Raw genomic sequence first — 24648 nt, forward strand, 5'->3', positions numbered from 1 at the left:
GCAACGCAACTATGCATTTTAGGTGTATCCGAATCGCACCTAATAGGTCATAAGGACCGTCACGCCGAAAATGCAAGAGCAAGAACAACAAGGAAGACGAGATGAGAGATTTCGTTGACGGCACTGCCTTTAACAACGAGCAAGGCAATCGTGCACGCAAACTTTTCGCGGCCGTTGTGTTGGCTGCACTTGATGACGCTATCGCCGATGACAAGAAATACGGCAATGGCCCCGAACAGATCGCCCGCTGGGCACGCTCGCGCGATGGGCGCGAGGTGCTGTCCTGCGCCGGTATCGACCCGAATGAGCGGGTTGTCAGCGGACTGATGGAGTTCGTTGGCCGTGGCGTGCGGACCTCGGTCGCGCTGTCGCGTGAAGAAAGCGAGCGTCGCAATGCCGCTCAGCAGGCCGAAGCTGCCTAGACACTGGGCGACTTCCCTTTGAAAAAGCGCGCTCCGTCAACAGGGGCGCGCTTTTCTGTTGCGGGGTCAGAAAAACAGCAGCCACTGCCGCAGCACCCAGACCTCGGCCATCAGCAGCAGGGCAAAGAACAGCTTTGCCGTGATGGACAGGCCGCGCTGCCATAAGGCGACATAGGCCAACAGGCAGATCATGGCGGATACAGGGGCCACCCACAGCGCATGATGGGTGCTGTCCCAATAGCTGACCGGGCTGTGAAAGACCCAATCGCTGATCGGCCAGAACTGAGGCCGCCCGTCGCCCGCGTGCAGGAAAAAATCCATCACCAGATGCAGCAGTCCTGCGGAAGCGGCCACCGTCAGAAACGACCAGTCCCGCCACATCCCCAACGCCAAAGCCAACCCCCACAGAATGAATGAGTTGTCGATGGCAAAGACCGTTTGCCAGGCGGGCGAGAAGTAAAGTTCGTCAAACACGACCTGTGGCGGGATGCCGAGGATATACAGCGACGTCCCCGCCATCAGATACAAGGACAGATCCGGCAGCAGTGATCCCAGCACCGCCGCCCACAGGATGCGTCCCCGTGCGGGCCGCGCAAAGGCGGCAGCACCGATCAAAAGATGCGCTGGCGTGTTCATCCGGGGCTTTCCCTTTGGCCTTAAATCAGGTCATCTGCGCGACAAGGTATAGGAGACGACCATGGTTCGCGCCATAATGATTCAGGGCACCGGCAGCAATGTCGGAAAATCGGTATTGGTAGCCGGACTGGCGCGCGCTTATACGCGACGCGGGTTGCGGGTGGCCCCGTTCAAACCTCAGAACATGTCAAACAATGCCGCCGTGACCGAAAACGGGGGCGAAATCGGGCGCGCTCAGGCCCTGCAAGCGTGGGCTGCGAACCGTCCGACGCATACCGATATGAACCCGATCCTGTTAAAACCTGAAACCGACACCGGTGCCCAGATCATCGTTCAGGGCCAGCGCGCAGGCACGATGAAGGCCGGGGATTACCGCAAGGACAAATCCAAACTGCTTGGCGCGGCTTTGGAGAGTTTCAACAGGCTGTGCAGCGACGCCGATCTGGTGCTGATCGAAGGCGCGGGCAGCCCGGCGGAAACCAACCTGCGCAAAGGCGACATTGCCAATATGGGCTTTGCCCGCGCAGCCGGTGTGCCGGTGGTGCTGGTCGGAGACATTCATCGGGGCGGTGTGATCGCGCAGATCGTTGGAACGCAGGCCGTGCTGGACCCCGGCGATCTTGACATGATCAAGGGCTTTGCCGTGAATCGGTTCAAGGGCGATGTGTCGCTGTTTGATGAGGGCCGCGACGATATAGCCGCACGCACGGGCTGGCCCTGTCTGGGCGTGGTGCCGTGGTTTCACGATGCGTGGAAGCTGCCCGCCGAGGATATGATGGACATCCGCTCACACACCGGCGGGGCGTGCAAGGTCGTTGTGCCTCAGCTTGAGCGCATGGCCAATTTCGACGATCTGGACCCTCTTTCCGCCGAACCCGGTGTGAGCGTCGAGATCATCCCCGCAGGCCGCCCCCTGCCCGGCGATGCCGACCTTGTGCTGCTGCCGGGCAGCAAATCCACCATTGGCGATCTGACCTATTTCCGGGCGCAAGGCTGGGATATTGACCTTCTCGCCCATGTACGCCGCGGCGGGCATGTTCTTGGCCTGTGCGGCGGCTATCAGATGCTGGGCAGAACAATCTCGGACCCCGACGGGGTGGACGGTCGGCCGGGCAAGGTTGAAGGGCTGGGCCTGCTGGATGTGGACACTGTCATGGCCGGTAAAAAGCATGTCACGCTGACCGAAGCCTGCGCCCTGCCCAACCGCGAACCTGTCAGCGGGTATGAGATTCATATGGGTGAAACGGAAGGCCCGGATTGTACGCGGGCCTGGCTGGAGGTTGAGGGCCGCCCCGAAGGCGCAGCCAGCGCCAATGGGCGCATTCTGGGCAGCTATCTGCACGGCATATTTTCGTCCGACGCGTTTCGGGCGCAGTTTCTGGCAAAACTGGGTGTGAAATCGGAAACCGCCTATGAGGATGGTGTCGAGCAAACGCTGGATGATCTGGCCGATCATCTAGAGCAGAACATGAACCTGGATTTACTGCTGGACCTTGCGGAGCCGCCGCAGCGGGGCTGAGCTGTTACTCCAGCTCCTGCGCTGCCAGCGCCCGGTGAATCTCGCGCCGGACCATCTTGCGCACGTTGCGGGTGATCCGCTCGCCCAGCACGCCCTGAAGCTCTTGCCGGACAACCTCGGCAATCATGTCACGCAGCGCGTCTTCGTCGATGGCCACGTCGCGCGCGGGCACAGCGTCTTCGGCCACAGGCATGACTTCGGGCGAACGAATGAAGGTGGCCGGTTGCGGTTCTTCCTGCTCGGGCTCGGCCGCTGCAGCTGCGTCCTCACCGTCTGTTGCCTGCTCTGCAGGCACATCCTCTGGCTCGGGCTCTTCGAACCCTGAATCCGTGGTCCAGGCGAGGCCCTGAGTCGGCGTCCCTGAATAGGCATCGTCACTGTCGCCATCGGGTTCCCACTGATCTTCGGTCCGTGCGATTGCAGCTTCCAGCGCTTCGATCTTCGCGCTCAGGCTGGTTGCGGGGTCTTCGGTGGCCTCAGGCTCTGGCCTGGCCTCTTCCTGACGCGGCGCATCGCTATTGGCCGCCGCATCGGCCTTCACGATGTCACAGGCGCGCAGCAGCATTGGTTTCGCCGACTCCTCGGCGCTGTATTTCGGTTCCAGCTTCAGCGGGGGCTGTTCAACCTGAGCGGGTTTTGAGATTCGCAACGCCTCGGTCAGCACCAGACGCCCGGGCTTGCGCGCGCCCGAGGACGGGGCTTTGCGCCCCTCTTCGCTGACCAGACGTTTGACCGAAGACAAAACGTCTTCGATCCCGGCTTTTACGACATTGTCCGTCATTTTGCTCTACCGCTCTTTCCTCAGGCCCGAGTGTAGCCAATCCTGTCAGAGCGAACAACAGATAGTATTGCCCGTCAGTCCCGACGCAACGCTTTGAGGACGCGATCCAGGTCTTTGCTCTGTTTGCTGACCTGTGCAGGGGCTTTCTTGACCAGATTATAATACAGCGTCGGGTCATAGATCTGCACCGCCAGACCCAGACGTTCCGCCGTCAACAGGCCCTGAGCCTGCAACAGCTGATAGGCAGCGCGCGAACGCTCTGTGCGCGAGGCGACCTCGTTCAGCTGCGCATCCAGCAAATCCTGCTGCGCGTTCAGAACGTCCAGCGTGGTCCGTGCGCCCAGGGTTGCCTCTTCGCGAATCCCGTCAAAGGCGACCTGCGAGGCGCGTACCTGCTCGGTCGATGCCCGCAGGCTGGCCGAGGCGGCCTGAAAGTTTGCATAGGCTTCGGACACGCCCTGCGTGATGTCCTTTTGCACGTTCAGAAGGTTCGCGCGCGACGCATCGCGGGTGGCCATCGCCCGGCGCACCGATGCCGCCAGACGTCCGCCGGCATAGATCGGCTGGTTGAAGTTCAGCGAGACACTCGCATTTTCGGTGTCATCGTCATTATCATAGCTTTCCGTAATGCCCGCATCTGCATTCAGCGTGACATTCGGCCCCAGATTCGCCCGCTGCTGCTGCACCTGCAAATCAAGCGCACGCACTTCGTGCTGGGCCGCAAGAATGGCCGGATGGTTGCGGCGCGCGAACGAAATCGCCTCTGACTCGGACCGGGGCAGTGACGGAAGGCTGGGCTGACCAGCGGTCGCCCCCGGTAGTTTGCCGACGGCATTTACATATTCCGCCTGCGCCGTGCTCAGGTTACCGCGTGCAACTGCCAGATCGGCCTGGGAACTGGCCAGCTGTGCCTCGGACAGGGCGACGTCCGTGCGCGTGACTTCACCCACTTCGAAACGGTCCCGCGAGGCCCGAAGTTCCTCGGCCGACACATCGACGTCATTCACCTGAATCTGCACGGTTTCTTCCTGCAGAACGACGTTGAGATAAGCGTTTGCTGCGCGGAACAGAATGGCCTGCTCGACATCGATCAGGCTTTGGCGCGTGGACAACACGATTTCCTGCGCGGATTGCTTACCGAGAATCGAGAACCCGCCATCATAGATCAACTGGGCCAGCGTGAGGCCGGTAAAGAATGTCGAAGGCTCGTTCCGGACCACTATACCGCTAGTCGTTGTCCGCGTGTAATCCTGCGAAACGCGCACTGTCCAGTTGATGATCGGACGCAGCGCGGACACCGCAATGGCAACATCTTCATCAGCGGCACGCAACAGCGCGCGGTTCTGTTCAAGAAGACCGCTGGTGTTATACGCCCCGATAAAGGCATCGGTCAGGTTGTCCGCCCATGCCAGGCGTACAGGCATAACGCTAAGGGCAAGACCAGCGGTCACCGCCAAGGCCCTGACCAGCTTACCAGTTGCCGTTCCACGCATCACCAAATCCTCTCAAATCAAAATTACACTGCCCTGCGGGAAGTTTGCGTTGCCGTTTTCAACTAATCAAGGTGGCAGAAAAAACCACCGCCCGACTATAGCGAAAATGCACACTCGACTGAAAAACTGTCCAGTGTCGGCGCACTGGCGTTGAAAGCGTCGCGCCAGCTGACCCGGTCACCAGCCTTGCGCCCGATCCGAACGACGCCCAGACCATCCTGCACAAACAGACAGGCGATGCGCCCGTTGTCTTTCAACTGACCCAGCAGAGCGTCCGGCACCTGCTGCACGCCGCCCTGTATCATGATCACGTCGTAAGGCCCGTGTTCCTCGGCCCCTTGCTCCAGCGGGCCCACATGCACCACGGCATTGTCTGCATCCGCCTCGGTCAGGGCATCCTGCGCTTCTGCGGCCAGCGCCTCATCGCTTTCAACAGCAACCACCAGTTCAGCCATGCGCGCGGCAACGGCGGTGGAATACCCCAGCCCCGGCGCGATATCCAGAACCGCCTCATCTTTGCAAATATTCACAGCGTCCAGCATCTTGGCCAGAGTCCGAGGCTCCAGCATGCTGCGCCCGTCCCCCAGATCGATTATGCCTTCAACATAGGCGGCCTCGCGCTGCGCATCCGGCACAAAATTTTCACGCGGGACGGTCAGCATGGCATCGATGATCGGGAATTTCGTGACATCAGAGGGCCGAATCTGCGTATCGACCATAGTGCGGCGTCGGGTTGCGAAATCTGTCATTTGATCTCTCGTCTGAATTCCCACGTTTTTTTGGCTTTTGCCACATCCCGCAGCAACCGGCAACGGCCCTGTTGCCACAGCCCGGCCCGTGCGACAGGTTTGTGATCCGGCCCAGATCAGCATTTCCCGCCTCAGGCGCCAAAATTACACGCAATCCTCTGGACGCCCCATAAGAAAGCTGCTAAAACGCCTGTCACACCACGGCAAGTATTTGATTTTACTTGAAAAGGCGAGTTGGCGGAGTGGTGACGCAGCGGATTGCAAATCCGTGTACACCGGTTCGATTCCGGTACTCGCCTCCACTTCCTTCAATACCTTCACCTCGCGACGCAAAGACGAAAGCGCGCCCCTCTTAGGAATCGCGCCCCGCCGGGATAACCTCATAACCCGGTTCTTCAGGTTCATCGTCCTGCATTTCAGGTGGAAAGCCGGGCGCGCGGATGTCGAGGCCGGTGGCGTCTTCCAGGCGTTTGATGATGTTGGGCGACAGTTCGCGTTCGCCGTAGCGTGCGATGCCGTCCTCGAAGATCTTGATCATGATCGGGTTGATCTCAAGCGGGACACCCGCGCGGTCGGCGACGTCCTGAAACAGGCCGATATCCTTTTTGACAAGGTCCATGGTAAAGGAAATATCGCGCGAGCCGTTCAGGATGACCTGGCTTTCGGTCTCATGCACAAATGAGGTGCCAGACGAGATCTTGATCGCCTCATAGGTCGTGTTCAGGTCCATCCCGGCGGCTTTGGCGGTCACCAGCGCTTCGGCGCAGGTGATCAGGTTGGCGGTGGCCAGATAGTTGGTCAGAACTTTCAGAACCGAGGCCGAGCCGAGATCGCCGGTATGCAACACCCGACGGCCCATCGTTGTCAGGAAGGGCAGGATTCGCTCAAAAGTATCCCGGTCGCAACCCGCGAAGATCGAGATATTGCCGGTTGCCGCCCGGTGGCATCCGCCGGAAACGGGGCAATCAACCGCCGCCCCGCCCCGTTCGATGACCATGGCACCCAGCCGCTTGGCCTCGGCCTCGTCGGTGGTGGACATTTCCATCCAAATTTTGCCGGGGCCGACCTCGGGCAACATCTCCTGCATCACCGCGTCCGAGGCGGCAGGCGATGGCAGGCAGGTGATCACCGCGTCGCAATCGTGCATCAGCTGGGCCGGGCTTTCGGCGGCCTTTGCGCCCTTTTCGACGAATTCTGCCACCAGGTCTGCATTGAGGTCATGGACCGTCAGGTCGATCCCGTTGCGCAGCAATGAGCCCGAGAGTTTTCCGCCCACATTTCCAAGTCCGATGAACCCAACTTTCATTATTCGCGTCTCCCTGCGTGTTTTCCGGTATGCGACCATGTCGCGGGCACCGCGTCATGCCGCCCAGCGACGCTGGCAGGTCGCTTTTCATCCTAGCCACGCGATGGTGGTCGCATCGCGCTTGACAACCTGCCCGCACGTGCCGCATGTCCCTGTCGTTGGTGTCGGCGACAGCCGATGAAAAGGGAATGCGTCAACGGTTTATCCGCCAAACGCAGCCGCCCCCGCGACCGTGACCGGAGAGGGTGCCCAATGCCACTGGCCTGCCAGGCCGGGAAGGCGGGACATCCGACAGAGGAGCCAGACGAACCGGGCCTCTGACATCCGCAAGCCGGGAGACCTGCCAGCACCCGAAGTTGAAACCGGGCGGGGTGTTCCGGTGTCGGGTCCATGTGCATCGCGTGGCCCGCATGAAACCCCGTCCCCCGCGAAGAGGATTTGGGGGGATGAGAGACATGACCGAGACTGCGCCGGTCGAGCTGCTGGTTTGCACCACGTGCCGCCGTGGTCTGCCCATCGAGGATGATGACCAGCGCCCCGGCACATTGCTGCACAAAGCGCTGGAACAGGCGGACCTGCCCGAGGGCGTCACACTGAAAGCCGTCGAATGCCTGTCGAATTGCGATCAGGGCTGTTCCATCGTGCTGCGTGGCGGGCCGGATCGCTGGACCTTTGTCTATGAGAACCTCAACGAAACCGATCACGTTGACGTCATCGTCGACGGAGCGACCAAGTATCTGGCCACCGAGGACGGCTTGGTCAAATGGCGCGAGCGCCCCGAACATTTTCGCAAAAACTGCGCCTCGCGCATTCCCCCGATTGGAGCCCTGAAATGAGCAACCTCGAAAAACTCCCCGTCACCGTCATCACCGGCTTTCTGGGCTCGGGCAAAACGACGCTGGTCAAGCATCTGATGCAGAACCCGCAAGGCAAACGTCTGGCCGTGGTGGTCAACGAGTTCGGCGATGTGGGCGTTGATGGCGACATCCTGAAATCCTGCGCGATCCCGGATTGCCCGGCGGAAAACATCATGGAACTGGCCAATGGCTGCATCTGCTGCACCGTGGCCGATGACTTCATCCCCACCATCGAGGCGCTGATGGCGCTGGAGCCGCGCCCGGATCATATCCTGATCGAAACTTCAGGCCTCGCCCTGCCGAAACCGCTGCTGAAGGCGTTCGACTGGCCCGATATCCGGTCGAAGATCACCGTGGACGGCGTGATCGCCTTGGCAGATGCCGAGGCTGTCGCCGCCGGTCGCTTCGCCCCGAATGTCGAGGCGGTGGATGCCCAGCGCTTGGCCGATGACTCGATCGACCACGAAACACCTTTGTCGGAGGTGTTCGAGGACCAGATCTCCTGCGCCGACATCATCCTGCTGACCAAACCCGATCTGGCCGGTCCCGAAGGTGTGGCGAAAGCCAAAGAAATCATCGCGGCCGAAGCCCCGCGCCCTCTGCCCGTGGTTGAAGTGGCCGAAGGTGCCGTGGACGTGCGCGTCGTGCTGGGCCTTGAGGCCGCCGCCGAGGATGACATGGACGCTCGACCGTCGCATCACGACGGCCACCACGACCACGAGCATGACGATTTCGAAAGCATCATCGTCGAACTGCCGGAACAGACCGAACCCGCCGATCTGGTCGCCAAGATCGAACGTCTGGCGAATGAGCTGAACATCCTGCGCGTCAAGGGCTATGCCGCCGTTCAGGGCAAACCCATGCGTCTGCTGGTGCAGGCCGTCGGTGCCCGCGTCCGGCACCAATATGACCGCCCCTGGGAGCCCGGCGAGGACCGTCGCTCACGTCTGGTCGTGATTGCCGAGCATGACGACATCAAAGAGGCCGCGATCCGCGATATCCTCGTGGGTGTGACCGAGGCTGCCGAGTAAACCATGCACGTCGTCTTCCGCGAAAGCCACGGGTTAGAGGAAACCGAGACCCCGACCGATCTGGGCCAGAGCCCGGCGGATCTGGTGGTGCTGTCGTTCTCGGACAGTGACCTCGGCGCCTTTGCGGCGGGCTGGCATCGCGGTGGCGGCCCCGAGGGGCGGATGCCGACGATGCGGCTGGCGAACCTAACGGCGCTCAAGCACCCTCTGTCGGTCGATACCTATGTGGAACAGACGCTGGAGGGCGCAAAGGGTATACTGATCCGCCTGATCGGCGGTGTGCCCTACTGGTCCTACGGGTTGCAACAGGTTCTGGCACTGGCGCAGGCCAAGGGCATCGCGCTGGCGGTCCTGCCTGCGGACGGGCGCGAGGATACGCGGCTGGATGACTATTCCACCCTGCCCATCTCGACCCTGCGGCGATTGGCGCATCTGTGCGACACCGGCGGAGAGGTCGCGGCGCAGGCCGCCCTGGCGCAAATGGCGCTGGCGGCGGGGCTTTATGCCGGGCCGGTGATGGGGGCCAAGACGTTGCCCGAATGCGGCGCGTGGTGCCCGGATCGCGGCGTGATCCCGGTGGATGCCGCCTTCACGGGCGATGCAAAACGCATCCTTGTGACCTTCTACCGGGCCTATCTGACCTCAGCCGACACCGCTCCTGTCGCGGCTCTGATCCGCAGCCTCCGCGTGCGGGGTTTTGAGGCGGTGGGCCTGTTCGCTCCGTCTCTGAAAGCGCCCGCAGCAGCCGATTGGCTGCGTGAGCAGGTCGTGGCGCTGGCCCCGTCGGCCATCATCAACGCCACCTCATTCTCGGGCAAAGGCGCGTCGGGCACCTCGCCTCTGGACGCCGCCAACGTGCCGGTATTTCAGGTCGCGCTGGCCACCTCGCGCCGCAAGGCATGGGCCGAGGCGGAACGCGGGCTATCCCCCGCCGACCTCGCCATGCATGTGGTACTGCCCGAAGTGGACGGGCGGATTTCAGCGGGCATCGCCTCGTTCAAGGAACCGGGCAAGCGCGACCCGCATCTGGAATATTCCCGTTTCGCCCACCGGGCCGAGCCCGAGCGGATCGAAGCGATCATCGACCGCGTGTCAGGCTGGCTTAACCTGCACGACAAACCCAAAGCCGATCAGACGCCTGCGCTGGTGCTGTCCACCTATCCCGGCAAGGACTGGCAGATGGCCCATGCGGTAGGCCTCGACGCGCTGACCTCGGCCGAGGCGATGCTGTCCGATCTGCAAGGCGCAGGCTATGACACCACCCCTGCCGAGCCGATTGCCGATGCGCTGCCGGATGTCCGGATTTCATGGCCGCTGCAGGACTACCTGACCGCATTGGCCGAATTGCCCGAAACCCTGCGCAGTGATCTGCAATCCGTCTGGGGCAAGCCCGAAGATGATCCGGCCTGCGCCGATGGAGCCTTCCATTTCACCGCCCTGCGACGCGGCAAGGCCCTGATCGCACTGCAACCGGAACGCGGCTCGCCCGAGCTGCGCGATGACGATTACCACGACCTCTCGCGCACTCCGCGCCACGGCTATGTGGCGTTTTACCTGTGGCTGCGCCAAGGGCTGGGTGCGGATGCGCTGATCCATATCGGCGCGCATGGCACGCTGGAATGGCTGCCCGGCAAATCCGTCGCCCTGTCCGCCGATTGCTGGCCCGAGGCGCTGATCCGCGATCTGCCGGTCATCTACCCGTTCATTGTCAACGACCCCGGCGAGGCCGCGCAGGCCAAACGCCGGATCGGGGCCGTCACGCTGGGCCATATCCCGCCCGCGCTCAAGGAAAGCGGTACGCCGGATCGGATGGTGCGGCTGGAATCTCTGCTGGACGAGTTTTCAAACGCCGATGGGCTGGACCCCAAGCGCCGCGACCGCCTGCAAGAGGATATCCGGGATGAGGCGCAGGCCATCGGGCTGGAAAGCGACCTGGACCTCGATCAGGCCACCTGTACCGCCGAGGCGATTACCCGCATCGACCGCTTTGTCTGTGACATCAAGGAAAGCCAGTTCGGCGACGGGCTGCATGTCTTTGGCCGGGTGCCCGACGTGACCGGCAATTTCGACCCCGCGCCCTCGGCCCATGCCGAACGCACCGCTTTGCTGGACGCATTGGCGGGCAAACGGATCGAGGCTGGCCCTTCGGGTTCCCCCTATCGGGGTCGGTCGGATGTGCTGCCCACCGGGCGCAACCTCTACACCACCGATCCACGGTCCGTGCCCACGCGTGCCGCCTATACCCAAGGGGTCAAACTGGCCGAGGAACTGGTGCGGAGGCATTTGCAGGAAGAGGGCGATTATCCCAAGGGGCTGATCGTCGACCTCTGGGGCTCGGCCACCATGCGCACCGCCGGGGAAGAATTCGCCATGGCGCTGCACCTGCTGGGCGTCAAGCCGGTCTGGGACAAGGGGTCCGAGCGCGTCTCAGGCATCGAAGTTCTGCCGATCACCGACCTCAGCCGCCCGCGTCTGGATGTCACCCTGCGCGTCTCGGGACTTTTCCGCGACGTGTTCCCGACGCTCTCTGCGCTTTACGGTCAAGTGGTGCGGGTCTTGTCCGAACGGGATGAGGCACCGGACTGGAACCCCTATGCCGGGCAGGCCCCGGCTGCGCGCGTGTTCGGCCCCGCGCCGGGCAGCTATGGCGTGAACATGACGCAACTGTCTGAAATTTATACGGATGAGGCCCGCACGCAGGCGGGTGAAGCATGGTTGCAGGCCAGTTCCTATGCGCTGGAAGGCGAGCATATCGCGCAGGACGTCGATGGGATCACGCAGCGCGTCGCCAATGCCGACAGCTTTGTCCACCTGCAGGACCTGACCGAGACCGACCTGCTGCTGGCCAACGATTACGCCACGCACGAGGCCGGGTTTGCAGCGGCCAAAAAGGTGACCGGCGGCGAGGCGCAGCTGTACCATCTGGACAACACCAACCCGGACAATCCCCGCGCGCGCACCCTGCCCGAAGAGATCAGCCGCGTTGTCCATGCCCGCGCCGCCAACCCTGCTTGGATCGCCGGAATGCAGCGGCACGGGTTCCGGGGCGCTGCCGAGATCGCGGCAACATTGGATCACATGGCGTCCTTCGCGCATCTGTCGGGCACGGTCGCGCCGCATCTGTTCGATCTGTATCACGACGCGACGCTGGGCGATCCGCAGGTCGATGCCTTTCTGGCCGAGGCCAACCCGCAGGCGCATCAGGCCATGCAGGACCGGTTCCGCGCCCTTTTGGAGGCGGGGCTTTGGAACACCCGCCGGAACTCGATCCGCGCGGATTTGGAGGGGCTGGGATGAGCGCCCCCGTTGTTCAAGGTTGGTGCCCGGGCGCGCACCGCCCGATGATGTCGGGCGACGGTCTGGTGGTGCGGGTACGGCCTCGGCTGGCGCGCCTGACGGTCGATCAGGCGCTGGGTCTGTGCGACCTTGCAGATCGGTTTGGAAATGGCTCGATCGACCTGACCAACCGCGCCAATCTGCAACTGCGGGGGGTCGAGGACTATGACCACCAGCCACTGCTCAAGGAACTGGCGGCACTGGACCTGCTGGATGCGGAACCGGGCATCGAGGTGCGGCGCAACATTCTGGTCACGCCGCTGTATCAGGCGGGCGATCTGACCGCGCGCCTGACTCAGGAACTGATTGACCGGCTGGCGGAACTGCCTGCCCTGCCCGCAAAGTTCGGCTTTGCCATCGACACCGGGCCCGCGCGACTGCTGAGCGCGGATTCGGCGGATATTCGTCTGGAAACCGGCGCTGACGGTCTGATCCTGCGCGCCGACGGCTGCGAGACCGGGCGGCCTGTGGCCGAGGCCAATGCCATTGTCCATGTCATCGCTTTGGCACGGTGGTTTGCAGAAACATATACGCCCGAGACGCGCCGCATGGCACGGGTCATCGACGCGCTGCCGCAGGAATGGCAGGGACACGCGCCCGGCCCGGTCGGCGAAAAACTGCACCCCGGCCTTTATGAACTGGGTGCGCTGTATGGCGCAGCTTTTGGGTCGCTGCCGGCCCGCAAACTTTACGATCTGATTGACGACAGTGGCGCAACAGCCCTGCGTGTCACTCCGTGGCGGCTGATCCTGCTGGAAGGCGGGGCGGCGATACCTGCCCCGGACTTTGTCACGGATGGTGCCGACCCGCTGATGACCACCGACGCCTGCCCCGGCGCGCCATTCTGCCCGCAGGCGCATGTGGAAACCCGCGACATCGCCCGCGCTTTGGCCGCGCGCGTTCCCGGCAGCCTGCATGTCTCGGGCTGCGCCAAGGGATGTGCCCGCATGGGCCCCTCCGACGTCACTTTGGTCGGCAACAACGGACGATTTGATCTTGTCAAACGGGGCCGCGCGGGGGATGAGCCCTGTCAGCGCGGGCTCAGCCCCGAAACACTTTTGACCATGGACCTGACCTGATGCCTTATGAATACGAAACCGACGGCGCAGCGATCTACAAAGAGAGCTTTGCCACCATCCGGTCCGAGGCCGATCTGGCCCGTTTTGATACCGACGAGGAGCAGGTCGCCGTCCGCATGATCCACGCCGCTGGCATGGTTGGTCTGGAAGAGTTCGTGCATTTCTCGCCCGGTTTCGTGACCGCCGCCCGCACCGCGCTGGAAAATGGCGCGCCGATCCTGTGCGACGCGCGGATGGTCAGCGAAGGTGTGACCCGCTTCCGCCTGCCCGCCGACAATGAGGTGATCTGCACCCTGCATGACGACCGCGTGCGCCCGCTGGCGGCTGAGATGAGCAACACCCGCTCGGCTGCCGCGCTGGAGCTTTGGCGGCCGCATCTGGAGGGCGCTCTGGTCGCCATCGGCAACGCGCCCACGGCGCTGTTCCACCTGCTGAACATGCTGGAAGACCCCGACTGCCCGCGCCCTGCCGCCATCATCGGCTGCCCGGTGGGCTTTGTCGGCGCGATGGAATCCAAGGACGCGTTGTGGGAGGCACAGCCCGTGCCGTCCTGCATCGTCAAGGGCCGTCTGGGCGGCAGCGCCATCACCGTGGCCGCAATCAACGCCATCGCGAGCCGCGCCGAATGAGCGTAGGTAAAATCTACGGCGTGGGCCTCGGCCCCGGCGACCCGGATCTGATGAGCGTCCGGGCCGACCGGCTGCTGCGCAATGCCCGCCACGTGGCGTTTTTCCGCAAGTCGGGCCGCAGCGGTCAGGCGCGCAAGATCGTCAACGGCATGATACCCGGAGACGCGGTGGAATTCCCAATGGAATACCCTGTTACCACGGAAATTCCCGTGACAGACCCGCGCTACAACGAATTGCTCGCCGCTTTCTACGAAGACTGCGCACGACATCTGAAAACGCTAGCCGACAAAGGCGAGGACGTTGTTGTTCTGTGTGAGGGTGATCCGTTCTTCTACGGGTCATTCATGCATCTTTACAGCCGCTTACGCGATGAAGCTGATGTAGATGTGGTGCCTGCAATCACTGGCATGTCCGGCGCGTGGACGGCAACGGGCGACCCGATCACATGGGGCGATGATGTGCTGACCGTGCTGGTCGGAACCTTGCCCGAAGATGATCTGGCGCGACGTATGGCGCAAACCGATGCGTTGGTTGTGATGAAGATCGGGCGCAATATCGACAAGGTCAAACGGGCGCTGAAGACTGCCGGTCTTTTTGACCGGGCCTGGATCGTCGAGTTTGCGCAGATGCCCAATCAACGCGTGCGGAAACTGTCCGAGGACGGGGACGGCATTACCCCTTATTTCTCGATTATCATCGTGCATGGCCAAGGACGCAGACCATGAGCGGGTGGGTCAAGATCGCCGGCCTGGGCCCCGGTGATGAACAACTGGTGACGCCCGAAGTATCCGCAGCGCTGGCCGAGGCTACTGATGTTGTCGGCTACATTCCGTATGTTGCCCGTGTGGCTGACCGTGAGGGATTAACCCTGCATGCCAGCGACAACCGGGTCGAAATCGACCGGTCCCAACATGCGTTGCAAATGGCGGCTGAGGGGAAGCGCGTGGTCGTGGTGTCGTCGGGTGATCCGGGCGTGTTTGCCATGGCGGCGGCAGTGTTCGAGGCGATGGAAAACGGGCCGCGTGAATGGCGTGATATTCCGGTGGACGTACTGCCGGGCATCACCGCGATGCTGGCCGCCTCGGCCCGTGTCGGTGCGCCTTTGGGCCATGACTTTTGCGCCATTAACCTGAGCGACAACCTCAAGCCATGGTCCCTGATCGAAAAGCGCCTGCGCCTTGCGGCACAGGGCGATTTCGCCATGGCGTTCTATAATCCGCGCTCAAAGTCCCGCCCGGAAGGTTTTGTAAAAACGCTGGAAATCCTGCGGGAAGAATGTGAGCCAGAACGCTTGATCCTGTTCGCACGGGCCGTGACTCGGGTGGATGAAGCGATCCGAATCTCAACGCTGGCCGAGGCGACACCGGATATGGCCGACATGCAGACGGTTGTGATTGTCGGATCCTCTCTGACGCGCGTGATCGAACGCGACGGCGCGCCGATTGTCTACACGCCAAGGTTCACTCTGGCCGAGGGTCAGGGATGAGCCAGCCAGTCCAGAACTTGCGCGACCGAGGACAGTTCCTGCCGGGGCGGCAGGCTGGGCCGGTCGATCATCAGGACTGGCACGCCCAGCGCCCGCGCGGCGTCCAGCTTGGCGCGCGCGCCGGTGCCGCCGGCGTTTTTCGAAATCACCAGTTCGGTGGCGTGGCGTTTCATCAGCGCAAGATCGCCCTCAACCGTGAACGGCCCGCGCGAGACGACAATATCGGCGTTTGGCAGCGGCACATTGTCAGGTTCGTCAACCAGCCGCAGCAAATAGTCATGCTGGGGTTGCGCGGCAAAATCCTGCAGGTGCATCCGGCCCACAGCCAGAAAGACGCGCCGAGCGGGGCCTGCCAGTGCTGCAACGGCCGCCGGAATGTCCGGAACATGCTGCCAGCGGTCGTCGTGCTGCGGAATCCAGGCCGGTCGGGTCAACGCAACCAGCGGAACACCTGCGGCTTCGCAGGCGGCGATGGCATTCCGGCTCATCTGCGCGGCAAAGGGATGCGTTGCGTCCACGACATGCGTGATCGCGTTGTCGCGGATATAGCTGTGCAGTCCGTCGGCCCCTCCGAACCCGCCGACGCGCACCGGCAAAGGTTGCGGGCGAGGATTGTCCACACGCCCGGCGTAAGAGTAGATTGCGCGCACCCCCCTTTCGGCAAGGCTGCGGGCCAGTGCATTGGCTTCGGTCGTGCCGCCAAGAAGCAGGAGGTTGGGCATGATTAAGGCTCCGTGGCTGACCATTCTGGGGCTGGGCGAAGATGGACTGGATGGCCTGCCGCCCGCAAGTCGTCAAGTGCTGGATCGGGTCGAGGTCGTCATGGGCCCGCCCCGTCATCTGTCGCTGATCCCCGAAACACAGGCTGAACGGATCGAATGGCCCGTGCCGTTTGCCGATGGCATCCCGATACTGACGGGTCTGCGCGGGCGGCCAACGGTTGTGCTGGCCTCGGGCGATCCGTTCTGGTTCGGTGCGGGATCGGTCATTGCCAGAACCTTTGACGCGGGTGAATGGACTGCCCTGCCCGGTCAATCCACCTTTTCGCTGGCCGCTGCCCGGTTGGGTTGGCCGCTGGAAAGTACGCTGACCTTTGGGCTGCACGCCGCGCCGCTGACCCGGCTGAGACCGCATCTGGCGGCGGGGTTGCGTGCCATTTTGCTGCTGCGCGATGGCAAGGCGGTGGCTGAATTGGCCACCTATCTGACCGAGACCGGTTTCGCCGACAGCGCGCTGCATGTGATGCAAGCCCTGGGCGGGCCACGCGAAAACACGCAGACCGTGACACTGACCGAAGCCTTGCTGGGCACGTTCGATCACCCGGTCTGTGTTGGGCTTGAGGTCACCGGCCCCGGACTGGCTTTCCCCAAAGCAAGCGGAAAACCGGACGACATCTTTGAAACGGATGGTCAGATCACCAAGCGGCCCATCCGGGCGCTGACCCTGTCCGCGATGGCACCGCTACGGGGCGAGCATCTGTGGGACATCGGTGGCGGTACCGGTTCGATCAGCATCGAGTGGCTGATGTGCGACCCGACCCTGACCGCAACCTCGATCGAGCCGCTGGCCGAGCGTGCAGACCGAATTAGGCGCAACGCGGACACGTTGGGGCAGGATCGGCTGGAGGTCGTTCATGGCACCGCGCCCGATGCTCTGCCGGGCTTGGCCATGCCTGATGTGGTTTTTATTGGCGGCGGGCTGTCCGAGGCTTTGCTGGTCTGGCTGCGCGACAACCTGAAACCGGGCACGCGGCTGGTCGCCAATGCCGTGACGCTGGAAAGCGAGGCTTTGCTCGCCCAATGGCACGAGGCCCTTGGCGGCGACTTGCTGCGGATTGAATTGGCGCAGGCGGGCGCTCTGGGCCCCCGCCGCGGATGGAAATCCGCCTATCCGGTGGTGCAGTGGAGCGTGACCCTATGATCGTCGCCGGTCTTGGTTTTTCCAGCTCCGCCACGGTGGACAGCCTGAAGGCGGCCTATGATCAGGCGTCCTCGGGCCATGCCGTGGATGCGCTGGCGACGGTCGCGGACAAGGACGGCCACGCCGCGTTGGACGCCTTTGCGGCAATCGTCGACCTGCCCTTGCACCTTGTTGCACCCGCTGACCTGGCCGGACAGCGCACCCTGACATGCTCAGCCCGCAGCGGCGCCAGCTATGGCACCGGCAGCGTGGCCGAAGCATCCGCTTTGGCTGCCGCCGGGTTCGGCGCGCGGCTGCTTACACCCAGACACATCTCAGACGACCGGCTGGCCACGTGTGCCATTGCCATCGGAGGACAGACATGACCGTTCATTTCATTGGTGCCGGGCCGGGTGCCGCCGACCTGCTGACCCTGCGCGGGCGCGATATCATCGCCTCTTGCCCGGTGTGCCTTTATGCGGGCTCGCTGGTGCCGGAGGAGATCCTGAGCCATTGCCCCGAAGGCGCGAAGATCGTGAACACCGCGCCGATGGATCTGGACCAGATCATGGCCGAGATTGAAGCGGCCCATAAAGCGGGGCAAGACGTGGCCCGGCTGCATTCAGGCGATCTGTCGGTCTGGTCGGCAATGGGGGAACAGATCCGTCGTTTGAAAGAGATGGGCATTCCGGTCAGCGTCACGCCCGGTGTGCCGTCTTTTGCCGCGGCGGCGGCGGCTCTGGGCACTGAACTGACCTTGCCCGGACTCGCGCAATCGGTGGTGCTGACCCGCACGCCGGGACGTGCATCTTCCATGCCCGAAGGTGAGACGTTGGAGAACTTCGCCCGCACCGGGGCCACGCTGGCCATTCACCTTTCGATTGGCAATCTGGACAAGGTTATCGCTGACCTGACCCCGGCCTACGGCGCGGATTGCCCGGTGGCCGTTGTCTATCGCGCCAGTTGGCCGGATGAGCGGATCATCCGCGCGACCTTGGAAACGTTGAAAGATGCACTGGATGAGGGCATCTCGCGCACTGCACTGATCATGGTCGGACCAGCGCTGGCGGGCGAAGGGTTCGACGAAAGCTGCCTGTATTCCAAGTCCTATGACCGCCGGTATCGCCCGCAAAGCGCGGACAGCCCGTGGTCAAGCTGGAGCCACGGTGATGACTAATCCTCCGGGCATTCTGATCTCGGCCCCGTCTTCGGGAACCGGGAAGACCACCGTAATGCTGGGTCTGCTGCGTGCACTGACCGAGGACGGCCTGACCGTGCAACCGTTCAAAAGTGGCCCCGACTATATCGACCCGGCCTTTCACCGGGCGGCGGCAGGACGGGCCTCGTTCAACCTCGACAGTTGGGCGATGGGCGATCCGCTGTTGAACGCGATCTCTGCGCAGGCGGACGGGGCGGATATTGTGGTCGCCGAAGGCTCGATGGGGTTGTTTGATGGCGTCGCGAAGCCCGGAGAACTGGGGCATGGCTCCAGCGCCGAGACAGCGCAGCGGATGGGCTGGCCGGTGGTGCTGGTGCTGGATGTGGGCGGACAGGCGCAATCGGCGGCGGCGACGGCGCTGGGGTTCAAGATGTACAACCCCGATCTGCCCTTTGCCGGCGTGATCCTGAACCGCTGTGCCAGCCCGCGCCACGAGCGTCTGACCCGCCTGGGCATGGAGCGCGCAGGCCTGCCGGTTCTGGGCGTGCTACCAAGACGCGGTGATCTGACCCTGCCCGAGCGGCATCTGGGCCTGATCCAGGCCGTTGAGCACCCCGATCTGGAAAGCGCCATCGCCGGATATGCGGCCTTCCTGCGTGAGCATGTAGATCTGGAAGCGATCAAGCGGGCGGCCTCCTCAGGCCCGGCTGGGCCATCGTCAGCCGCGCTGCCGCGCCCCCCGGCCCAGCGAATTGCATTGGCGCGGGATGCGGCATTTTCCTTTACCTACCCACATTTGCTGGAAGGCTGGCGCAGGGCTGGGGCCGAGGTGTTGCCCTTCTCGCCTTTGGCGGATGAAGCTCCGGCGACGGATGCCGATCTGGTCTGGTTGCCGGGTGGATACCCTGAGTTACATGCGGGCACTCTGGCCGCTGCTGATACCTTCCTGACCGGAGTGCGTCGCCACGCCGAAACCAAACCGGTTCACGGCGAATGCGGCGGGTACATGGCGTTGGGCGAAGGGTTGATCGACAAGGACGGCACGCGGCATAAGATGGCTGGACTGCTTGGGCTGGTCACATCCTACGAAAAGCGCAAATTCAATCTGGGCTATCGCCGGGCTGAACTGCTCGCCCCGATGCCGGGACTTGCGGCAGGGACAGCCCTGCGGGGGCATGAGTTCCACTATTCCTCGATTATCGAACAGCCCGATGCCCCCTTGGCGCGGGTGTTTGATGCCGAGGGAACCGAAGGTCCCCAAACTGGATCAGTGCGCGGCAACGTCACCGGCACGTTCTTTCACCTGATTGCCGAGGCCTCGGCATGAGCGGTTTTGTCTCTTTCGTAGGCTCAGGCCCCGGCGACCCGGAGCTGTTGACGCTCAAGGCCGTGGACCGGATGCAAAAGGCCGACGCGGTGCTGTTCGATGACCTGAGCAGTGGGCCGATTCTGACGCATGCGCGCGAGGATGCGGATCTGGTCGGCGTCGGTAAACGCGCCGGACGCCCCTCGCCCAAGCAGGATCACGTGAGCCGCCTGTTGGTCGAATATGCGCAGACCGGTCAGCGCGTGGTGCGGTTGAAATCCGGCGATGGCGGGCTGTTCGGGCGGCTGGAGGAGGAACTGGTGGCATTGCGCGAGGCCGGGATCGAGTACGAGGTCATTCCGGGCATCCCCTCGGCTGTCGCAGCAGCCGCCGCTGCTGGTATCCCGCTGACACGTCGCCTGACGGCACGTCGGGTGCAATTTGTCACCGGCCATGATGTCAGCGGGCAGTTACCGGACGATCTGAACCTGTCCGCTTTGGCCGACGGAATGGCCACAACGGTGGTCTTCATGGGCAAGCGCACCTTTCCCCTGCTGGTCGAGGCGCTGCATGCGCATGGCCTGCCATTGGACACGCCCGCGCTTATGGCGGAATCCGTGTCGACCCCCGAACAGGTGCTGCATCGATCCACCATCGGTGCGCTTGCGGACTCGCTGAAATCCGAAATCGGCACGGCCCCTGCCCTGATCCTTTATGGTCCATTGGCGGAGTTGGATGATGTATGATCTGACCCTGATCGGGATCGGCACCGGCAACCCCGATCATGTGACCCGGCAAGGCATTGAGGCAATCCGCGAGGCCGATCTGATCCTGATCCCGCGCAAGGGTGAGAACAAGGCCGATCTGGCCGGGCTGCGCGAAGAGATCATCGCCACGGTCACGGACACCTCGCCGCAGATCGCCTATTTCGACATTCCCAAACGGCGGTCCGACGACGGTTATCTGCAAGGCGTGGATGAGTGGCACGACGCAATTGCGCTGCGCTGGCAAAAGGCGATCTCGGCCCATCCGACGGCCAGCAAGGTTGCCCTGCTGATCTGGGGCGACCCGTCGCTTTATGACAGTTCTTTGCGCATTGCGGCCCGGCTGAATCCGCAGCCGAACAAGCGGGTGATCCCGGGCATCACCGCGTTGCAAGCGCTGACGGCGGCCCACGCAATCCCGATCAACGAGATCGGTGCGCCTTATGTCGTCACCACGGGGCGACGTTTGCGGGACGAAGGTTGGCCCCCGGGCGCATCGAATGTCGCCGTCATGCTGGATGGAGAATGTTCGTTCCAGTCACTGGAGATGGCAGATTATGACATCTGGTGGGGCGCCTATGTCGGAATGAAGGAAGAGATTCTGATCCATGGGCCTCTGGCCGACGTGGCCGAAGAGATTCTGGCCAATCGCGCCAGACATCGGGCCGCACATGGATGGATCATGGATATCTATCTGTTGAAGCGACGCGCTGACTAACAGGTAACGGCACAAGAATGTGAGTGCGCCGACACGCGAATTCTGGCATCAAGCAGGCAGCCAAGTTGACGGAGGGCCTGCGATGAAACCTGTCGTTGCGTTTGCGTGTTTGCTGGCTCTGCCCGCCTTTGCGGATGAGCCTTTGCCCGGATGGGCCGTGTTTGACAGCAAAAAATCCTATGAGGCGCTGGTCGCTGACACGAAAGCGGCAGTGAAAGCCAATGGGCTGATCGTGGTCACGCAGGCCGGTCCGACCAAGGCCGCTGCGGCGCGTGGGATTACCATCCCCGGCAACCGCGTGATCGGCGTGTTCAACAACGATTTTGCCGTGCGCGTTCTGGAAACCTCGACCGCTGCGATGATCGAAGCGCCGATCCGGTTTTACGTCACCGAAAATGACGATGGCACGGCGACCTTGTCTTACAAAACACCCAGCTTTGTCTTCCAGCCTTACGCTGACGAAGGCGGCGCGGCGCTGTCTTCGATTGCCGAAGAATTGGACGCAAAGTTTCAATCCATCGCGGATTCCGCAGTCAAATAGTCACACTGGCGTGATCCGGCTTGCCTCTGTTAGGGATGTCAGACATTTGCTTCCCATTGGCTAATTCGGAGCATGACTGATGCAGGACCTGTCCCCCCGCGCTGCGGACCTTCTGGCCCAACGGCTGTACGAGGCGGGTTGCCGCCACGCATTCGGGATGCCGGGCGGCGAGGTTCTGACGCTGGTTGATGCGCTGGAAAAGGCGGGCATCACCTTCCATCTGACCAAGCACGAAAACGCCGCGGGCTTCATGGCCGAGGCCGTGCATCACCGCGACGGCGCGCCCGCCATTCTGGTTGCGACCATCGGGCCGGGTGCGATGAACGGGATCAACGTGGTGGCCAATGCGTTTCAGGACCGGGTGCCGATGATCGTGCTGACCGGCTGTGTGGATGCAGACGAGGCGCTGACCTATACCCATCAGGTCATGGACCATTCACAGGTCTACCGCTCGATCACCAAGGCCACCTATGTGATGACCGCCGAAGGCGCGGATATCATTGCGGATAAGGCAGTCTCTCTGGCCAATCAGCCCCGCCCCGGCCCGGTCCATATCGACGTGCCAATCTCGGTTGCGGATGCGCGTATGTCTTCGCCCAAACGCCGCCGCCTGGCCAAGGTGGCGGCTGTAGCCCCGGAAGGCGACTGCCTGTCCAAGGCCCGCCGCTGGGTGGCCGAGGCCGAACGTCCCGTCGCGATCATCGGGCTGGATGTGCTGTATGACGACTCGCGCAGTGTGGTTCAGGCGTTTCTAGAACATTTCAGCATTCCTTTTGTCACCACTTACAAGGCAAAGGGCGTGATCCCCGAGGATCACCCTTTGTGTCTGGGCGGCGCGGGGCTGTCGCCTCTGGCCGACAAACATCTGGTGCCGCTGATCGAACAGTCCGATCTGGTTCTGTGCCTTGGCTATGACCCCATCGAAATGCGCCCCGGCTGGCGCGAGATCTGGGATCCGGACGAAAAGCGCGTCATCGACATCTCGGCCGTGGTGAACGATCACTACATGCATCAGGCCGGCCTGAATCTGGTGGCCGATACCGGCCAGACGCTGGAGGCGATTGCCAAAGGCAACCCGGCCCGCGCCACGTGGCCCGGTGGAGAGCCCGCTCAGGTCAAGGCCGCGCTGGCGCAAGCCTTCCCGCAGGACGACGATTGGGGGCCTGCGGGTGTGATCGCCGAAACCCGCGCCGTGCTGCCCGGCAACACGCTGGCCTCGGCCGATAGCGGCGCACACCGCATCCTGCTGAGCCAGATGTGGGAGTGCCAAGAGCCGCGCGGGCTGATCCAATCTTCTGCTTTGTGCACAATGGGTTGCGCCCTTCCGATGGCGATGGGCCTGAGCTTGGCCGAACCCGACCGCCCGGTGATCAGCTTTTCGGGCGATGCAGGGTTCTTGATGATCGCCGGAGAGCTGTCGACCGCTGCCGAAATGGGCGGAAATCCGATCTTTCTCGTGTTCGTCGACGCCTCGCTGGCGCTGATCGAATTGAAGCAACGCCAGCGCCAGATGGGCAACCGGGGCGTCGATTTCGACCGTCACGACTTTGCCGCCATGGGCCGCGCCTTTGGCGGCTATGGACATACCGTGCGCAACCGCGCAGAACTGCGCGCAGCATTGAACGAGGCGATGAAGGCCGACCGCTTTACTGTGATCGCCGCCGAGATTGATCGTGGAGGGTATGATGGCCGCATCTGAAGGACCGCTGAAGGGCGTCAAGGTTCTGGACCTGTCGCGCATTCTGGCCGGACCGACCTGCACGCAATTGCTGGGCGATCTGGGTGCAACCGTCATCAAGATCGAAAACCCCGCGACCGGCGGGGACGATACGCGGCAATGGGGCCCTCCGTATGTTGCGGATGGGGATGGCAACCGCTCGGACCTGAGCGCCTATTTCATGTCGGCCAACCGCAACAAGAAATCCGTTGCCATCGACATCGCAACGCCCGAGGGACAGGCTGAAATCAAACGCCTTGCCTCGCATGCCGATATTCTGATCGAGAACTTCAAGCCCGGCGGGCTGGCGAAATACGGGCTGGATTACAACAGCTTGTCTCAGGATCTTCCGGGACTCGTCTATTGCTCAATCTCCGGATACGGGCAGACCGGACCCAATTCCAGCAAGCCCGGTTATGACCTGATGGCGCAAGGCTATGGTGGGATCATGTCGCTGACCGGCGATACCGATGGCGCGCCGATGAAAGTGGGTGTTGGCATCGCCGATGTCATGTGCGGCATGTATGCGACTGTCGGCATTCTGGCGGCGCTGCGTCACCGCGATCTGACCGGCGAAGGCCAGCAGATCGATCTGGCGCTGGTGGATTCGCAGGTGGCCTGGCTGATCAATGAGGGCGTGAACTATCTGACCTCGGGCGATGTGCCCCAGCGGCGTGGCAACGGGCATCCCAATATCGTGCCTTACGAGGTTTACGAAACCTCCGATGGCCACGTGATTCTGGCAGTTGGCAATGACAGCCAGTTCCGCCGCTTCTGCGATTTCATCGGCCATTCCGAACTGGCCAACGATCCGCGTTTTGCAACCAACCCCGCGCGGCTTGAACATCGCGATGCGCTGAACGCGGTGCTGCGTCCGGCAATGAAATCCCAGGCAACAGCCACGGTGATTTCCGAGCTTGAAACCCGCAAGGTGCCGGTTGGCCCGGTGCGGACGCTGGATAAGGTTTTTGCCTCGGATCAGGTGGCAGCCCGCGGCATGCAGATCGCCATGCAGGCCGATCCTGCCGAGGTGAAACTGATCGGGAATCCCCTGAACCTGTCACGCACGCCTGTAACATATCGGCATGCCCCGCCGGTGTTTGGTGCGGATACTGATGCAGTTTTAGGCGCTGAAAACCCCTTCGAAGACTGAAACACTTGCCCATTTCGGCGGCAAGTTGCTGAAACATGCCCTTGAATCGGCGGTTTTTTTCAATTTT

At 62.8% G+C, this 24648-nt stretch carries 24 protein-coding genes, 1 tRNA gene and 1 riboswitch; of the genes, 19 read left to right on the forward strand and 6 right to left on the reverse strand.

Annotation, left to right across the window (positions count from 1 at the left end; genetic code table 11):
• The first annotated feature begins 101 nt into the window (after positions 1-101).
• On the forward strand, positions 102-422 hold the full coding sequence (locus ACR0KX_RS10095; RefSeq protein WP_037310273.1) for a DUF6280 family protein: 321 nt from the start codon (positions 102-104) through the stop codon (positions 420-422).
• 66 nt (positions 423-488) lie between these two features.
• Here ACR0KX_RS10095 and ACR0KX_RS10100 read toward each other — a convergent pair whose 3' ends face one another.
• Positions 489-1058, reverse strand: coding sequence for a cobalamin biosynthesis protein CobQ (locus tag ACR0KX_RS10100; RefSeq protein WP_170449573.1), 570 nt, complete (start codon positions 1056-1058; stop codon positions 489-491).
• A gap of 61 nt (positions 1059-1119) precedes the next feature.
• Here ACR0KX_RS10100 and ACR0KX_RS10105 point away from each other — a divergent pair, with 61 nt between their 5' ends.
• On the forward strand, positions 1120-2577 hold the full coding sequence (locus ACR0KX_RS10105; protein ID WP_170622052.1) for a cobyric acid synthase: 1458 nt from the start codon (positions 1120-1122) through the stop codon (positions 2575-2577).
• A gap of 4 nt (positions 2578-2581) precedes the next feature.
• Here the strand turns inward: ACR0KX_RS10105 and ACR0KX_RS10110 are convergent, their stop codons facing one another.
• The 3 genes from ACR0KX_RS10110 to ACR0KX_RS10120 form a co-directional block, all read right to left on the reverse strand.
• Complete coding sequence (locus tag ACR0KX_RS10110) at positions 2582-3358, reverse strand: hypothetical protein (protein ID WP_170622053.1); 777 nt, start codon at positions 3356-3358, stop codon at positions 2582-2584.
• A 74-nt stretch (positions 3359-3432) separates the two neighbouring features.
• Entirely contained in the window at positions 3433-4851 is a 1419-nt protein-coding gene (locus ACR0KX_RS10115) for a TolC family outer membrane protein (protein WP_170449564.1), read from the reverse strand.
• A gap of 95 nt (positions 4852-4946) precedes the next feature.
• Entirely contained in the window at positions 4947-5600 is a 654-nt protein-coding gene (locus ACR0KX_RS10120) for a protein-L-isoaspartate O-methyltransferase family protein (protein WP_170449561.1), read from the reverse strand.
• Positions 5601-5828: 228 nt separating this feature from the next.
• Here ACR0KX_RS10120 and ACR0KX_RS10125 point away from each other — a divergent pair.
• Positions 5829-5902: transfer RNA gene (locus tag ACR0KX_RS10125), tRNA-Cys, on the forward strand.
• A gap of 50 nt (positions 5903-5952) precedes the next feature.
• On the opposite strand, the gene ACR0KX_RS10130 is transcribed toward ACR0KX_RS10125, so the two are convergent.
• Positions 5953-6945, reverse strand: a complete 993-nt coding sequence (locus ACR0KX_RS10130; RefSeq protein ID WP_480708378.1) for an NAD(P)-dependent oxidoreductase — start codon at positions 6943-6945, stop codon at positions 5953-5955.
• Between the two features lie 103 nt (positions 6946-7048).
• Positions 7049-7268, forward strand: a riboswitch (cobalamin riboswitch).
• Between the two features lie 93 nt (positions 7269-7361).
• On the opposite strand from ACR0KX_RS10130, the gene ACR0KX_RS10135 reads away from it, so the two are divergent.
• The 7 genes from ACR0KX_RS10135 to cobJ are packed head-to-tail and all read left to right on the forward strand — an operon-like array spanning position 7362 to position 15324.
• Complete coding sequence (locus ACR0KX_RS10135) at positions 7362-7742, forward strand: DUF1636 domain-containing protein (RefSeq protein WP_170735228.1); 381 nt, start codon at positions 7362-7364, stop codon at positions 7740-7742.
• Positions 7739-8794, forward strand: coding sequence for a cobalamin biosynthesis protein CobW (gene cobW / locus ACR0KX_RS10140; protein WP_170735229.1), 1056 nt, complete (start codon positions 7739-7741; stop codon positions 8792-8794). The genes ACR0KX_RS10135 and cobW overlap by 4 nt, the downstream gene beginning before the upstream one ends.
• A gap of 3 nt (positions 8795-8797) precedes the next feature.
• Positions 8798-12091 (forward strand): cobaltochelatase subunit CobN, encoded by a 3294-nt coding sequence (gene cobN / locus ACR0KX_RS10145; RefSeq protein WP_480708379.1) that lies wholly within the window; start codon positions 8798-8800, stop codon positions 12089-12091.
• Positions 12088-13209, forward strand: a complete 1122-nt coding sequence (gene cobG / locus ACR0KX_RS10150) for a precorrin-3B synthase (RefSeq protein ID WP_170622058.1) — start codon at positions 12088-12090, stop codon at positions 13207-13209. Before cobN ends, cobG begins: the two co-directional genes overlap by 4 nt.
• Positions 13209-13838, forward strand: coding sequence for a precorrin-8X methylmutase (locus ACR0KX_RS10155; RefSeq protein ID WP_170622059.1), 630 nt, complete (start codon positions 13209-13211; stop codon positions 13836-13838). The genes cobG and ACR0KX_RS10155 overlap by 1 nt, the downstream gene beginning before the upstream one ends.
• A complete protein-coding gene (locus tag ACR0KX_RS10160; protein WP_170622060.1) occupies positions 13835-14563 on the forward strand; it encodes a precorrin-2 C(20)-methyltransferase in 729 nt (242 codons plus the stop codon). Before ACR0KX_RS10155 ends, ACR0KX_RS10160 begins: the two co-directional genes overlap by 4 nt.
• Positions 14560-15324 carry a precorrin-3B C(17)-methyltransferase gene (gene cobJ / locus ACR0KX_RS10165; protein ID WP_170449422.1) on the forward strand — a complete coding sequence of 255 codons (765 nt, stop codon included), beginning with the start codon at positions 14560-14562 and terminating at the stop codon, positions 15322-15324. The genes ACR0KX_RS10160 and cobJ overlap by 4 nt, the downstream gene beginning before the upstream one ends.
• Here cobJ and ACR0KX_RS10170 read toward each other — a convergent pair.
• Complete coding sequence (locus tag ACR0KX_RS10170; RefSeq protein ID WP_170449420.1) at positions 15315-16046, reverse strand: cobalt-precorrin-6A reductase; 732 nt, start codon at positions 16044-16046, stop codon at positions 15315-15317. The two genes, cobJ and ACR0KX_RS10170, sit on opposite strands and share 10 nt — an antisense overlap.
• On the opposite strand from ACR0KX_RS10170, the gene cbiE reads away from it, so the two are divergent.
• From cbiE to ACR0KX_RS10215, 9 genes are all read left to right on the forward strand, one after another.
• Positions 16045-17244, forward strand: coding sequence for a precorrin-6y C5,15-methyltransferase (decarboxylating) subunit CbiE (gene cbiE / locus ACR0KX_RS10175; RefSeq protein WP_170622061.1), 1200 nt, complete (start codon positions 16045-16047; stop codon positions 17242-17244). The two genes, ACR0KX_RS10170 and cbiE, sit on opposite strands and share 2 nt — an antisense overlap.
• The gene (locus tag ACR0KX_RS10180) at positions 17241-17609 is read left to right on the forward strand and encodes a cobalamin biosynthesis protein (RefSeq protein ID WP_170452982.1); all 369 of its coding nucleotides are present in this window, start codon (positions 17241-17243) and stop codon (positions 17607-17609) included. The genes cbiE and ACR0KX_RS10180 overlap by 4 nt, the downstream gene beginning before the upstream one ends.
• A complete protein-coding gene (cobM, locus tag ACR0KX_RS10185) occupies positions 17606-18400 on the forward strand; it encodes a precorrin-4 C(11)-methyltransferase (RefSeq protein WP_480708380.1) in 795 nt (264 codons plus the stop codon). The genes ACR0KX_RS10180 and cobM overlap by 4 nt, the downstream gene beginning before the upstream one ends.
• Positions 18393-19709 (forward strand): cobyrinic acid a,c-diamide synthase CobB, encoded by a 1317-nt coding sequence (locus tag ACR0KX_RS10190; protein WP_170622063.1) that lies wholly within the window; start codon positions 18393-18395, stop codon positions 19707-19709. Before cobM ends, ACR0KX_RS10190 begins: the two co-directional genes overlap by 8 nt.
• A complete protein-coding gene (gene cobA / locus ACR0KX_RS10195) occupies positions 19706-20434 on the forward strand; it encodes a uroporphyrinogen-III C-methyltransferase (RefSeq protein ID WP_170622064.1) in 729 nt (242 codons plus the stop codon). Before ACR0KX_RS10190 ends, cobA begins: the two co-directional genes overlap by 4 nt.
• Positions 20427-21170 carry a precorrin-6A synthase (deacetylating) gene (cobF, locus tag ACR0KX_RS10200; RefSeq protein ID WP_170449409.1) on the forward strand — a complete coding sequence of 248 codons (744 nt, stop codon included), beginning with the start codon at positions 20427-20429 and terminating at the stop codon, positions 21168-21170. The genes cobA and cobF overlap by 8 nt, the downstream gene beginning before the upstream one ends.
• A gap of 82 nt (positions 21171-21252) precedes the next feature.
• Complete coding sequence (locus tag ACR0KX_RS10205) at positions 21253-21711, forward strand: DUF302 domain-containing protein (RefSeq protein ID WP_170622065.1); 459 nt, start codon at positions 21253-21255, stop codon at positions 21709-21711.
• A gap of 79 nt (positions 21712-21790) precedes the next feature.
• The gene (locus tag ACR0KX_RS10210) at positions 21791-23410 is read left to right on the forward strand and encodes a thiamine pyrophosphate-binding protein (RefSeq protein ID WP_170449405.1); all 1620 of its coding nucleotides are present in this window, start codon (positions 21791-21793) and stop codon (positions 23408-23410) included.
• On the forward strand, positions 23397-24581 hold the full coding sequence (locus ACR0KX_RS10215) for a CaiB/BaiF CoA transferase family protein (RefSeq protein WP_170622066.1): 1185 nt from the start codon (positions 23397-23399) through the stop codon (positions 24579-24581). The genes ACR0KX_RS10210 and ACR0KX_RS10215 overlap by 14 nt, the downstream gene beginning before the upstream one ends.
• The last annotated feature ends 67 nt before the right edge of the window (positions 24582-24648 follow it).

This window comes from Ruegeria sp. BG5 (genome assembly GCF_056538425.1).